Genomic DNA, 13,404 nt, shown 5'->3' with positions numbered 1-13,404 from the left:
CAGACTGAGGAGGATGAAACATGCGTGAAGCAGTGATTGTGGCCGGTGCCCGAACACCGGTCGGCAAAGCAAAAAAAGGATCTCTCGCAACCGTCCGCCCGGATGACTTCGCGGCACTGACGGTCAAGGAAACATTAAAGCGTGCAGGCGGCTATGACGGGCCGATCGATGACTTCATCGTCGGCTGCGCCATGCCGGAGGCGGAACAGGGCATGAACTTCGCCCGCCTGATCGGCGGCCTTGCCGGACTGCCGGACACCGTGCCGGCCGTGACGGTGAACCGGTTCTGCTCATCGGGACTGCAGTCGATCGCCTATGGTGCCCAGCAGATCATGATCGGCCAGGCGGAAACGATTCTCGCCGGAGGCGCCGAATCTATGAGCATGGTGCCGATGACCGGCAATACGTTGCGCCCGAACCCGGCACTTGCAGAGGAAATGCCGGAGTATTACATGGGCATGGGCCATACGGCGGAGCAGGTCGCGACAAAATACGGCGTGAGCCGGGAAGACCAGGACGCGTTCGCGGTCCGTTCCCATGAACTGGCCGAAGCGGCGATCCGCGAGGGGAAATTCAAGGAAGAGATCGTCCCCGTTGAAGTGACGCGGCGGACGGTCGGCGCGGACAACAAGCTGAAAGAAGAAACGTTTATATTCGATACGGACGAAGGCGTGCGCCCGGGAACGACCGTGGAGACGCTTGCCAAGCTGCGTCCTGCGTTCAACATCAAAGGCTCCGTCACGGCGGGCAACGCTTCGCAGACGTCCGACGGCGCCGGGACGGTCCTGATCATGGACCGCGAAAAAGCCGAAGCCGAAGGGCTCAAGCCGATCGCCAAGTTCCGCTCGTTCGCAGTCGGCGGCGTGCCGCCCGAGGTGATGGGAATCGGACCGATCGCGGCCGTGCCGAAAGCGCTCAAGCTCGCCGGCCTTTCAATCGATGACATCAACCTGTGGGAGCTCAATGAGGCATTCGCCTCCCAGTCTCTCCAGGTTGTCCGCCACCTCGGCCTCGACATCGACAAAGTGAACGTCAACGGCGGCGCCATCGCGCTCGGCCACCCGCTCGGCGCAACGGGCACGATCCTGACGCTGAAGCTCATGAACGAGCTCAAACGGCGCAATGAGCAGTTCGGCGTCGTCACGATGTGCATCGGCGGCGGAATGGGCGCGGCCGGCGTCTTTGAAATGCTTTGACTCTCAAAACTTTACCCGGCCTGCCCCGGCCGGCCACATTAAGGAGGAAAACCCAATGACTCAGACGAACACACAAGATCTCGTGAAAGGCGGCGCCTTCCTGATCGAAGACCTCGATCCGCAGTCCGTCTTCACTCCGGAAGACTTCACCGACGAGCACAAGATGATCGCGAAGACGACGGAAGACTACGTGAAAAACGAAGTTGTCCCGGTGATTGAGAACCTGGAAAACCATGAGTTCGATCATTCGGTCCGACTGCTCAAAAAAGCGGGGGAACTCGGCCTTCTCGGTGCGGATATCCCTGAAGCATACGATGGATTCGCACTCGACAAAATCTCTTCCGCGCTCATTACGGAAAAGATGGCGGTCGCCGGCGGCTTCTCGATCACGCACGGTGCGCATGTCGGCATCGGCACGCTGCCGATCGTCCTGTTCGGCAATGAAAACCAAAAGAAACAGTACCTTCCGTCTTCCGTCACGGCGGAGAAAATCTTCGCGTACGCCCTGACCGAGCCGGGTTCCGGATCCGATGCACTCGGCGCAAAGACGACCGCCAAGCTGAACGAAGCGGGCACCCACTACATCCTCAACGGCGAAAAGCAGTGGATCACCAACGCGGGCTTCGCGGATGTGTTTGTCGTCTATGCGAAGATTGACGGGGAACAGTTCTCTGCATTCATCGTGGAAAAGGCATTCCCGGGCGTATCGGTTGGGGCAGAAGAAAAAAAGATGGGCATCAAGTCCTCCTCGACGCGCACACTCATCCTGGAAGATGCGGAAGTGCCGGTTGAGAACCTGCTCGGCGAAGCGGGCCGCGGCCATGTCATCGCCTTCAATATCCTGAACATCGGCCGATACAAGCTCGGCGTCGGCGGCGTCGGCGGCGGCAAGCGCGCACTTGAGCTTGCGATCAAATACACGAACGAGCGCCAGCAGTTCAAGCGCACGATCGCTTCGTTCAATCTGACGAAGGAAAAGATCGCCACGCTCGCGGCGAAGCTGTACGCAACCGAGTCGCTCATCTACCGCACGGTCGGCTACTTCGATGACCGCATGGGCCGGCTGAGCGAGGAAGAGCAGAACGACGGCCGCAAAATCGCCCAGGCCATCGCGGAGTATGCGATCGAATGCTCGATCAACAAAGTCGTCGGCTCCGAGACGCTCGACAACATCGTCGACGAAGCGGTCCAGCTCCACGGCGGCTACGGCTACATGCAGGAATACGAAGTGGAACGCGCTTACCGGGATTCCCGCATCAACCGGATCTTTGAAGGCACGAATGAGATCAACCGCCTGCTCGTGCCGGGCACATTCATGAAAAAAGCGCTTAAAGGTGAACTGCCGCTTCTCCAGAAGGCGCAGAGCCTCCAGGAAGAGCTGCTCATGATGATGCCGGAAGAGCCCGGCGACGAAGCGCTCGCACAGGAGAAGATGCTCGTCAAAAATGCGAAAAAGATCGGCCTCCTCGCTGCCGGAATGGCCGCACAGCGTTTCGGCACGAAGCTGGAAGAAGAGCAGGAAGTGCTCGTCAACATCGCCAACATCGCGAACGACGTATTTGCCATGGAATCCTCCCTCCTCCGATCCGAGAAGGCGGTCGCACGCGACGGCGAAGAAAAGGCTCAGCAGAAGATCCTGTACACGGAAATCTTCTGCCAGGAGGCGATGGAGCGCATCGAGAAGGAAGCGAAAGAAATTCTTGTGGCTTCCGTCGGCGGCGACGACCAGCGCATGATGCTGTCCGCCCTCCGCAAGCTCACCCGTTACACGCCGAAGAACCTCATTCCGAAAAAACGGGAAGCGGCAGGCAAGCTGAACGAAGCCAAGAAATACACAGTCTGACAAACTGCCCGGATGCTGTGCGCATTCCGGGCTTTTCGTTTGGTATACTGGCGATAAAAGGAGGCGTGGTCAGATGGGGATTGTGTATTACGGCTACCCGAAGTGCACAACGTGCCGGAAAGCGAAAAAGTGGCTGGATGAGCACGGGGTCGATTATGAAGAGCGGAATATCAAGGAAGCGCCGCCCGCAGAAGAAGAGCTCCGCGAAATCATTTCCGCGAGCGGGCTGGAGATGAAGAAGTTTTTCAATACGAGCGGCATGAGCTACCGTGAGCTCGGGCTCAAGGACAAGCTTTCGGACATGACGGATTCAGAGAAAATCCGGCTGCTGTCATCGGATGGCATGCTGCTCAAGCGGCCGATCGTCACGGACGGCCGGAGGGTGACGGTCGGCTTCAGGGAACCTGAATTCGAGGACGCCTGGAGCGGGTGAAAGCCTGTTGAGTTTCGGGCCGGTCTGTGGCACACTTAATGAGAATGTATACTTTGAGCTGGAGGGGTCAGAATGAGCACACCAAAAGATCTGCGGTATTCCGAAGAACACGAATGGGTAAAAACAGAAGACGGGAAAGCCCGCATCGGGATCACACATTTCGCACAATCCGAACTTGGCGACATCGTGTTCGTTGAGCTTCCTGAAGTCGGCGACGAGATCCAATCCGACGAGCCGTTCGGCAGCGTTGAATCCGTCAAGACGGTTTCCGAACTGTATGCGCCGATCTCCGGCAAAGTCGTTGAAGTGAACGGGGAACTGGAAGATAACCCTGAGTTCGTCAACGAGTCCCCGTATGAAAAAGCATGGATGATCGTTGTGGAGCCGTCCGATGCATCGCAAGTGGACTCGCTCATGACCGCCGAGCAATATGATGAAATGACGCAGGGCTGATCCTGCAGGAAGGGGACGCCGACATTTTTCGGCGTTCCTTTTCATCTTATAGAGATAAAACACGACAAGCCAGTCGCCTGGAGGGATCGGCATGGTCGAAAAAGTCATTGTGGTGGAAGGCAGCTCGGACAGGAACCGGCTCGCCCCGCTTCTCGACGAACCGGTGGCCATCATCTGCACAAACGGAACGGCAAGCCCGACAAGAATCGAGGAATTGCTGGAGCCGTATGAAGGAGCGGACATCTTTGCGTTTTTTGACGCGGACCGGTCGGGGGAACATTTGAGATCTGTGCTCAGAAGGGAATACCCGGAAGCGCGTCATTTGTATACAGACCGGGTATACAGGGAAGTGGCGACAACGCCGCTGCGTGTGCTCGCGGAACAGCTGCTCTCGGCCAATATCGAAGTGAAGACGGAATTTCTGCTATAAGGGATGAATGGAATGGAAACTTGGACTCTGGAAGATTTTGAACAGGCGGCCGGCCGTTCCGCAAAAGCGGCCTACTATTTGTACACGCCTCTTTGCGGGACTTGCCAGGTCGCTTCGAAAATGATCGACGTCATGGCGGAACTGCTGCCCGGACTGCCGATCGGCAAGGCCGACCTGAACTACCATGAAGAAGTGGCGGCGAAGTACGGCGTCGAAAGCGTGCCGTGCCTGCTGATCTCACGGCAAGGCGAGCCGGTGGAGAAGATCTATGCCTTCCAATCGGTCCCTTACCTGTATGAAAAACTCGGTTGACCGGCTCCATCGCGTGTGGTATAGTTTCAAGCATCGAACCATCCGGCAAGACGGGTGAAAAAAGATGAATACGGAATACTCTTATTGAGAGCGGCGGAGGGACGTGCCCGATGAAGCCCGGCAACCGTCACGGAAACGTGAAATGGTGCCAAATCACTCAAAGCGGATGCTTTGGCAGATGAGAGGAATGGCCGTTGCGCGCGATGCGCTCCGGTCCGGCCTTTCTGCGTGTCTGCGGAAAGGTTTTTTATTTGGAATGGACGGCGATCCGCTCGTCCGTCCCCATGAGTTTAGGAGTGACCATCATGATTAATCTGCAGCAGCTGACCAAACGGTTCTCCCGTTCCGGCATCGACGTCAAGGCCGTGGACGGAGTGGATCTTGAAATCAAAGAAGGCGAAATCTACGGCATCATCGGATACAGCGGTGCCGGAAAAAGCACGCTCATCCGCATGCTCAACGGACTTGAACAGCCGACTTCCGGCACGGTGACCGTCAATGGGCTCGAGATGTCGTCCATCTCGGGGGCGGAGCTGAGGAAAGCCCGCCAGAAAGTGAGCATGATCTTCCAGCACTTCAATCTGCTTTGGTCGAGGACGGTGGAAGAGAATATAGCTCTTCCGCTCGAAATTGCCGGTGCTGATAAAGCCCGCCGCAGGGAACGGGTCGGCGAGCTGGTCCGGCTCGTCGGCCTGGAAGGCAGGGAAAAGGCGTATCCATCGGAATTGTCGGGCGGCCAGAAACAGCGGGTCGGCATCGCCCGCGCGCTTGCCAACGAGCCCCGCGTCCTGCTGTGCGACGAAGCGACGTCCGCGCTGGACCCGGAGACGACCGATTCGATCCTGGACCTCCTGACGGACATCAACCGACGGCTCGGATTGACGATCGTCCTCATCACGCATGAAATGCACGTGATCCGCAAAATCTGCCACCGGGTGGCCGTCATGGAAGCGGGCCGCGTCGTCGAGCAGGGGGACGTGCTCCAGGTGTTCAAGTCGCCGGAGCAGCCGATCACAAAGCGGTTCGTCTCCCAGGTGACGGAACCGGGAGACGCCAAGCAGGCTATCGGCCAGCTTGCCGAGTCCTATCCGGACGGAACACTCATCCGCCTCGGCTTCGTCGGGGACCGTGCCGAACAGCCGGTGCTCGCCGAGCTGATCCGCTCGTTTGACATCAGCGTGAACATCCTTCAGGGCAACATCGCCCAGACGCATGGCGGTGCGTTCGGATCGCTCGTTCTCCAGCTTTCGGGCGATGAACCGGCCGTTCGGGAGGCGATTGCCTATCTCCATGCGGAAGGCATCGAGACGGAGGTGATCACGCATGATTGATCAATGGTTCCCGAATGTCGACTGGGAGAAGATGTGGGGGGCGACGGTCGAGACGCTGTACATGACGGCCGTTTCCACTTTCTTCACTTTCCTGATCGGCCTGGCGCTCGGCATCCTGCTGTTCCTGACGGGGCCGAGGGGTGTCTGGCGCAGCCGGGCCGTCAATCTGCTGACTGGCGCATTCGTCAACATCTTCCGGTCGATCCCGTTCATCATTTTGATCATCCTGCTCATCCCGTTCACGAAATTCCTGCTCGGATCGATCCGGGGACCGAACGCTGCGCTTCCGGCACTCATCATCGGAGCGGCGCCGTTCTACGGCCGGATGGTCCAGATTGCACTGGCAGAAATCGACAAAGGGGTGATCGAAGCCGCCCGCTCGATGGGCGCGACCACTTGGACGATCATCCGCAAGGTGCTCCTGCCGGAATCGATGCCGGCACTCGTCTCCGGCATCACCGTCACTTCGATCGCGCTTGTCGGCTACACGGCGATGGCGGGCATCATCGGTGCCGGGGGTCTCGGTAATCTGGCCTATCTCGACGGGTTCCAGCGCAGCCGGAGTGACGTGACGCTTGTCGCGACGATCCTCATCCTGCTGATTGTTTTCATCATCCAGTGGGCCGGCGACCTGATCGTCAAACGGCTGGACAAGCGGTGAGGACTTTAGGTGCAGGGGCGGCTGCGGTCTTTGATGGAACCGGGGTTCTGCCTTATTGTTTCAGATAGTGATTTCAGATAAACCGACAGGGGGAAATGTAAATGAAAAAATTCACGGCAGGTCTTATTTTGGCTGCGGGCACACTGGCCCTGTCTGCGTGCGGCACCGGGGGCGGCGACAACGCTGCCGGCAAGGACACGAAAAACCATGAGCTGGTCGTCGGCGCGTCCAACACGCCTCATGCGATCATCCTCGAGAAGGCGGAGCCGCTTCTGAAAGAAAAGGGCATCGACCTGAAAATCGAGACATACCAGGACTACGTGTTGCCGAACGAGGATCTCGACTCTGAGGAACTCGATGCAAACTACTTCCAGCACATCCCGTACCTTGAGACGCAGATGAAAGACCACGGCTACGACTTTGAAATTGCCGGCGAGATCCATATCGAGCCGATTGGCGTTTACTCGAAAAAATACAAGTCACTCGATGAACTGCCGGACGGGGCGACGATCCTGATCTCGAACTCCGTCGCCGATCACGGCCGCGTGCTGGCGATGCTTGAGAAGGAGGGCCTGATCAAACTCGACGAAAAAGTCGACAAGACGAAGGCTGAAGTGAAGGACATCACGGACAACCCGAAAAACCTGAAATTCGACGCGAACTACGAAGCTTCGTTCCTGCCGACCCTGTACAACCAGGACGAGGGAGACGCACTCCTCATCAACTCCAACTACGCGATCGACAACGGACTCAATCCGCTTGAAGACGCCATCGCGCTCGAAGAAACCGATTCCCCGTACGTGAATGTCGTTGCGGTCCGCAAAGGCGACAAAGACAACGAAGACATCAAAAAACTCGTCGAAGTGCTGCATTCCGATGAGATCAAAGAATTCATGCTTGAAGAGTGGGGCGGCTCCGTCGTTCCTGCAGAATAAGAATGCAAGACTGTCCTTTCCGTGAGGACAGTCTTTTTTCGTTGTGGGGGGGAATCCTGAAATTGTTATTGTACACGCTTACAAAATGCTGTATTCTGACAGTTGGAGAAGGGCTTCAATGCAGTGTTGTTCTTGTGTTATAGTGTTTCTATTACAAATACAAATGTCCTTTCAGGGGGTACATGACTATGAAGAAAATCGGTCTTCTCGGCCGGATTGTGATTGCCATTGCGCTGGCCGTTGCCATCGGCTCGCTGTTCCGGCAGGTTCCCGAGAAATTCGTCCACTGGTTCGTGGAAACCGCTGCCACGTTCAATATGCTGTTCGGCGGATTCCTCAACTTCGTCGTTCCGCTCATCATCATCGCGTTCATCGCGCCGGGCATCGCCAAGCTTGGAAAAGGTTCCGGAAAAACATTGGGCCTGGCAACGGGGATCGCTTATCTGTCCACGATCGTTGCCGGCATCCTCGCGTTTTTCACCGCTTCCAATCTGTTGCCGAACCTGATCCATACCACATCGGGAGACAGCATACAGGACCCGACCGAAGCGCTGACGGGCCCGTTCTTCGAGCTTGAAATGACACCGCTCATGGGCGTTATGACGGCGCTCATCCTCGCATTCCTGTTCGGGATCGGCATGGCGGCGATCGGCAGCAAGTCGCTCCTTTCCGTGTTCGATGAGCTGAATGTCCTGATCGAGAAGACGATCAGCGCGGTCATCATCCCGCTCCTGCCTTTCCACATCTTCGGGATTTTCCTGAACATGACGTATGCAGGACAGGTGGCGAAGGTGCTGTCGGTGTTCGCTGTCGTCTTCGTGCTCATCATCGTGCTGCATCTGGTCATGCTCATGCTGCAGTACACGGCGGCCGGCGCGCTCACGCACCGCAATCCGTTCAAGCTCATGAAAACGATGGCGCCGGCTTACTTCACGGCGCTCGGCACGCAGTCGTCTGCGGCGACGATTCCGGTCACCTTGCGGCAAGCTCGAAAAACAGGCGCTTCCGAAAAGATCGTCGACTTCACCGTTCCGCTTTTTGCAACGATCCATCTTTCGGGAAGTACGATCACGCTCACTTCCTGCGCGATCGGCGTCATGCTCATGAACGGAATGCCGGTCACATTCGGCAGCATGATCGGCTTCATCCTGATGCTCGGCGTGACGATGATCGCCGCGCCGGGCGTACCGGGCGGTGCAGTCATGGCGGCAATCGGGCTTCTTTCGTCGATGCTCGGATTCACAGAGCCGATGCTCGCCCTCATGATTGCACTCTACATGGCGCAGGACAGCTTCGGCACCGCCACGAATGTCACCGGCGACGGGGCACTGGCCATCATCACCGACCGTTTTGCAACAGGCAAGACTGCAGTGGCTGCTTCAAAGACGAAAACGGCGTGATTTTCCTTCACTTATGTTTTGATTTCTTTTCAGCGGGTAAACAGAATACCGTAAATAACGTCGGCACAAGCCGGCCAACATTGAAAGGACTGGTTCATTATCGACCCCATGAGGCTTGATTACACAGACAGGATGGCGCAGGGTTTCCGGAGCGCTCACGGTTTCGGATACGAGGATTACCGGATGAATCCGGCGCTGAGGCTGAAAGTGGAGAAGCGGCGGGAGCGGGAATACGCCCGCAGCCTGGAATTCGGCAAACGGCCGGAGCTCAGGGGCCGTCGCTGAGCAGAACAAAGGGACAGATGAATCAGTCACGGACGGAAGGCCTGTCCGGGATGCCAGCGAGGCATTCCCGGGCGGGCTTTTTTTCTCTTTTGCCCCGGAAAAGTCTATTTCGTTCTCCGGAAAAAATGGTGTTTCATTCTCATTAAATGGAGCATAATTGAAAACAGCGATGAATCGGCGGAACAGAAAGCGGAACAGCGCATGGTTGACGATTTCATGAGATGGGAGGACAAAGAAAAACACATTGTCTAAATGATTTGCAAGCCCCTCTCGTTTCGGTTAAGATTAGAATGATGATAAATAAGAACGGTATCCGCCGTTCACCAATACTGGAGGTATTCGGATGTCTACTCTAGAAATCAAAGATCTTCACGTTTCGATCGAAGACAAGGAAATCCTGAAAGGCGTCAATCTGACGATCAATACAAATGAAATCCATGCGGTCATGGGACCGAACGGGACGGGTAAATCCACACTCGCTTCGGCCATCATGGGGCATCCAAAATATGAAGTGACATCCGGCACGATCACTCTTGACGGAGAAGACGTCCTCGCGATGGAAGTGGACGAGCGCGCACAGGCGGGCCTGTTCCTCGGCATGCAGTACCCGAGCGAAATCGCCGGTGTCACGAATGCCGATTTCCTTCGCTCCGCGATCAACGCAAAGCGGGAAGAAGGCCAGGAAATCTCCCTCATGAAGTTCATCCGTGAACTCGACAGCAAGATGGAGGTCCTCGAGATGGATCAGGACATGGCCCAGCGCTACCTGAACGAAGGATTTTCCGGCGGTGAGAAAAAACGCAATGAAATCCTCCAGCTCATGATGCTGAAGCCGAAGTTCGCCATCCTCGACGAAATCGACTCCGGCCTCGACATCGATGCGCTGAAAGTCGTTTCCAAGGGCGTCAACGAAATGCGCGGCGAAGGGTTCGGCTGCCTGATCATCACCCACTATCAGCGTCTCCTCAATTACATCACGCCTGACAAGGTCCACGTCATGATGCAGGGCCGCGTCGTCAAATCCGGCGGTCCGGAGCTTGCGCAGAAGCTGGAAGCACAGGGCTATGACTGGATCAAAGAAGAGCTCGGCATCGAAGACGAAACTGTCGGACAAGAAGCTTAACGGAAGGGGACGAACGAAATGACGGTTGAAACGAAATTGGCATTGACCGGCGAGGATGTGCGTTCCTACTCGGAAGCGAACAGGGAACCCGGCTGGTTTGCGGACAAGCGTCAAAACGCCCTCGCATTGGCCGAAACGCTCCAATTGCCAAAGCCGGACAAAACGAAAATCCAGAACTGGAACTTCACCGAGTTTCCGGTTCATGCCGTACAAGACGAGCCGCTCACGGGCCTTGCGGATCTGCCGCAGGAAGCCCGTGCGCTCGTGGATATTGAAAACCAGCAGACGATCTACGTCCAGCGCAACAACACGCCGGCGTACGTCAACGTTTCGGATGAACTGAAGGAGCAGGGCGTCATCCTCACCGACATCTTTACGGCGGCCCGCGAATATCCGGAACTCGTCGAGAAGTACTATATGACGGAAGCGGTCAAGGCGGACGAGCACAAGCTGACTGCACTCCATGCGGCACTCGTGAACGGCGGCGTCTTCGTGTACGTGCCAAAAGCCGTCGAAGTGAAAGAGCCGGTGCAGGTGCTGTTCCTCCACGACTCGGAGGAAGCATCCCTGTTCAACCACGTGCTCGTCGTGGCTGAGGACAACAGCTCCCTGACCTATGTGGAGAACTACCTGTCGCTCACGCCGAATGCCAAGGGCCTGGCGAACATCATTTCCGAAGTGATCGCGAAAGACGGCGCCAAGGTGGACTACGGTGCTGTGGACGTGCTCGCCGAAGGCTTCACCGCCTACATCAACCGCCGCGGGATCGCCGGCCACAACACAACGATCGAGTGGTCGCTCGGCATGATGAACGACTCCGACTCGATCTATGAAAACGTGACCCACCTTGTCGGCAACGGCTCGCGTTCCGAAGCGAAATCGGTGCTCGTCGGACGAGGCAAACAAAAACAGAACATCACGACGAAGACCGTCCACTGGGGCCAGGATTCCGAAGGGCATATCCTCCAGCACGGGGTGATGAAAGACGAAGCATCGACGATCTTCAACGCCATCGGCAAGATCGAGCACGGCGCGACGCGCGCAAACGCCGAACAGAAATCCCGCGTTCTCATGCTGAGCGAAAAGGCGCGCGGCGACGCGAACCCGATCCTTCTCATCGATGAAGACGACGTCACCGCAGGCCATGCGGCTTCCGTCGGCCGTGTCGACGAGCTGCAGCTCTACTACCTCATGAGCCGCGGCATTCCGAAGACAGAGGCGGAACGGCTCATCGTCCGCGGATTCCTCGCACCGGTTGTGAATCTGCTTCCAATCGAAGGCGTCAAGAAACAGCTGTCGGAGGTCATTGAAAGGAAAGTGCGCTAATGCTCACATTTGACATCAAATCCCGTTTTCCGATTTTGAACCAGGAAGTGAACGGACATCCGCTCGTCTATCTCGACAGCGCCGCCACTTCACAGAAACCGGATACGGTCATCGAAACGATCAGCCGCTATTATGAACGGGACAACTCGAACGTCCACCGGGGCGTGCATACGCTCGGCAACCGGGCGACCGATGAATATGAAGGCGCCCGCCAGAAAGTCGCGGACTTCATCAATGCCGCTTCCGTGCAGGAAGTGATCTTCACGCGCGGCACGACGACGTCGATCAATATGATTGCGCAGAGCTACGGCCGGGCGAACGTTTCGGAAGGCGACGAGATTGTCATCACTTATATGGAACACCACTCGAACATCATCCCGTGGCAGCAGCTTGCCAAGGAAACCGGCGCAGTCCTGAAGTACATCGATCTCGAGGAAGACGGGACCCTGTCGATGGACAAGGTGCGGGAAACCATCACGGGCCGGACGAAGATCGTCTCGGTCATGTACGTTTCAAACGTGCTCGGCACGATGAATCCGGTGAAGGAAATTGCGGCCGTCGCCCATGAAAACGGCGCCGTTATGGTCGTGGACGCTGCACAGGCGGCTCCGCACATGAAAGTCGACGTCCGGGACATCGACTGCGACTTCCTTGCCTTTTCCGGGCACAAGATGTGCGGCCCGACCGGCATCGGTGTCTTGTACGGCAAGAAGGAACTGCTCGAGAAGATGGAGCCGGTCGAATTCGGCGGTGAAATGATCGATTTCGTCAATCTGTACGAGTCGACTTGGAAAGAGCTCCCCTGGAAGTTCGAAGGCGGAACGCCGATCATCGCCGGGGCCATCGGACTCGGTGCAGCGATCGACTTCCTCCAGGAAATCGGCCTTGATGAAATCGAGCGCCATGAACACCAACTCGCCGCATACGCAATGGAGCGCATGAGCAAGATCGAGGGCCTGACGATCTACGGGCCGGCCGACGCACAGAAGCGGGCGGGTCTTGTAACGTTCAACCTTGACGAGGTGCATCCGCACGACGTCGCGACCGTTCTCGACATGAACGGGGTCGCCGTCCGTGCCGGACACCACTGCGCACAGCCGCTCATGAAGTGGCTCGGCGCCACCGCCACGGCGCGGGCAAGCTTCTATCTGTACAACACGGAAGAAGACATTGACCGCCTCGTGGACGGACTCCGCACTGCAAAGGAGTATTTCAGCGATGTCTTTTAATAATCTCGACCAGCTCTACCGGCGGGTCATCATGGATCACTATAAGAACCCCCGCAACAAAGGGGAAATCGAAGACGGGAGCCTGAAAGTCGACATGAACAACCCGACTTGCGGCGACCGGATCCACCTCACACTGAAAGTCGAGGACGGCATGGTCACCGACGCGAAATTCGACGGCGAAGGCTGCTCGATCTCGATGGCGTCCGCTTCGATGATGACACAGGCAGTGAAGGGCAAGAAGGTCGAAGAAGCGCTCAAGCTTTCCGAAACCTTCTCAGACATGATGCTCGGCAAAGAACATGACGACAGCATCGACATGGGGGACATCGAGGCGCTTTCCGGTGTTTCCCAGTTCCCTGCCCGGATCAAATGTGCAACGCTTGCCTGGAAGGCAATGGAGAAAGGCGTCGGCAACGACGCCAATCCAAACTAAGAACGGAGGAAGAA

The 13,404-nt window shown here is 57.0% G+C and carries 15 protein-coding genes and 1 riboswitch; all 15 genes read left to right on the top strand.

What is annotated here, in order from left to right:
* Window positions 1-20 precede the first annotated feature (20 nt).
* The 15 genes from ACFFIY_RS04075 to sufU all read left to right on the top strand — a co-directional run bounded on the left by ACFFIY_RS04075 (window position 21) and on the right by sufU (window position 13,390).
* Complete coding sequence (locus ACFFIY_RS04075; protein WP_354198366.1) at window positions 21-1,196, top strand: acetyl-CoA C-acetyltransferase; 1,176 nt, start codon at window positions 21-23, stop codon at window positions 1,194-1,196.
* 55 nt (window positions 1,197-1,251) lie between these two features.
* The gene (locus ACFFIY_RS04070) at window positions 1,252-3,039 is read left to right on the top strand and encodes an acyl-CoA dehydrogenase FadE (protein ID WP_354198364.1); all 1,788 of its coding nucleotides are present in this window, start codon (window positions 1,252-1,254) and stop codon (window positions 3,037-3,039) included.
* Window positions 3,040-3,112: 73 nt separating this feature from the next.
* Window positions 3,113-3,472, top strand: a complete 360-nt coding sequence (locus ACFFIY_RS04065; RefSeq protein ID WP_354198362.1) for an arsenate reductase family protein — start codon at window positions 3,113-3,115, stop codon at window positions 3,470-3,472.
* 72 nt (window positions 3,473-3,544) lie between these two features.
* Window positions 3,545-3,925 carry a glycine cleavage system protein GcvH gene (gene gcvH / locus ACFFIY_RS04060; protein WP_354198360.1) on the top strand — a complete coding sequence of 127 codons (381 nt, stop codon included), beginning with the start codon at window positions 3,545-3,547 and terminating at the stop codon, window positions 3,923-3,925.
* Between the two features lie 91 nt (window positions 3,926-4,016).
* Window positions 4,017-4,355: a toprim domain-containing protein gene (locus tag ACFFIY_RS04055; protein ID WP_354198358.1), complete on the top strand. Its 339-nt coding sequence runs from the start codon at window positions 4,017-4,019 to the stop codon at window positions 4,353-4,355.
* 12 nt (window positions 4,356-4,367) lie between these two features.
* A complete protein-coding gene (locus ACFFIY_RS04050) occupies window positions 4,368-4,667 on the top strand; it encodes a thioredoxin family protein (RefSeq protein ID WP_354198356.1) in 300 nt (99 codons plus the stop codon).
* A 78-nt stretch (window positions 4,668-4,745) separates the two neighbouring features.
* Window positions 4,746-4,852, top strand: a riboswitch (SAM riboswitch).
* A gap of 120 nt (window positions 4,853-4,972) precedes the next feature.
* A complete protein-coding gene (locus ACFFIY_RS04045) occupies window positions 4,973-5,998 on the top strand; it encodes a methionine ABC transporter ATP-binding protein (protein WP_354198354.1) in 1,026 nt (341 codons plus the stop codon).
* The gene (locus ACFFIY_RS04040) at window positions 5,991-6,659 is read left to right on the top strand and encodes a methionine ABC transporter permease (protein WP_354198352.1); all 669 of its coding nucleotides are present in this window, start codon (window positions 5,991-5,993) and stop codon (window positions 6,657-6,659) included. The genes ACFFIY_RS04045 and ACFFIY_RS04040 overlap by 8 nt, the downstream gene beginning before the upstream one ends.
* 101 nt (window positions 6,660-6,760) lie before the next feature.
* Window positions 6,761-7,594 (top strand): MetQ/NlpA family ABC transporter substrate-binding protein, encoded by an 834-nt coding sequence (locus tag ACFFIY_RS04035; RefSeq protein ID WP_354198350.1) that lies wholly within the window; start codon window positions 6,761-6,763, stop codon window positions 7,592-7,594.
* 188 nt (window positions 7,595-7,782) lie between these two features.
* Window positions 7,783-8,994: a dicarboxylate/amino acid:cation symporter gene (locus tag ACFFIY_RS04030; RefSeq protein ID WP_354198348.1), complete on the top strand. Its 1,212-nt coding sequence runs from the start codon at window positions 7,783-7,785 to the stop codon at window positions 8,992-8,994.
* 108 nt (window positions 8,995-9,102) lie between these two features.
* On the top strand, window positions 9,103-9,279 hold the full coding sequence (locus ACFFIY_RS04025; protein ID WP_354198346.1) for a YuzK family famiily protein: 177 nt from the start codon (window positions 9,103-9,105) through the stop codon (window positions 9,277-9,279).
* Between the two features lie 343 nt (window positions 9,280-9,622).
* The gene (gene sufC / locus ACFFIY_RS04020; protein WP_354198344.1) at window positions 9,623-10,402 is read left to right on the top strand and encodes a Fe-S cluster assembly ATPase SufC; all 780 of its coding nucleotides are present in this window, start codon (window positions 9,623-9,625) and stop codon (window positions 10,400-10,402) included.
* Window positions 10,403-10,420: 18 nt separating this feature from the next.
* Complete coding sequence (sufD, locus tag ACFFIY_RS04015; RefSeq protein WP_354198342.1) at window positions 10,421-11,728, top strand: Fe-S cluster assembly protein SufD; 1,308 nt, start codon at window positions 10,421-10,423, stop codon at window positions 11,726-11,728.
* Window positions 11,728-12,957: a cysteine desulfurase gene (locus ACFFIY_RS04010; RefSeq protein WP_354198340.1), complete on the top strand. Its 1,230-nt coding sequence runs from the start codon at window positions 11,728-11,730 to the stop codon at window positions 12,955-12,957. Before sufD ends, ACFFIY_RS04010 begins: the two co-directional genes overlap by 1 nt.
* Window positions 12,947-13,390 carry a Fe-S cluster assembly sulfur transfer protein SufU gene (gene sufU, locus ACFFIY_RS04005; RefSeq protein ID WP_354198338.1) on the top strand — a complete coding sequence of 148 codons (444 nt, stop codon included), beginning with the start codon at window positions 12,947-12,949 and terminating at the stop codon, window positions 13,388-13,390. The genes ACFFIY_RS04010 and sufU overlap by 11 nt, the downstream gene beginning before the upstream one ends.
* The last annotated feature ends 14 nt before the right edge of the window (window positions 13,391-13,404 follow it).

Origin of the sequence: Bhargavaea ullalensis (assembly GCF_042432615.1) — a bacterium.
Lineage (GTDB): Bacteria > Bacillota > Bacilli > Bacillales_A > Planococcaceae > Bhargavaea > Bhargavaea ullalensis.
This window is presented reverse-complemented; position numbering and strand designations above follow the sequence as displayed.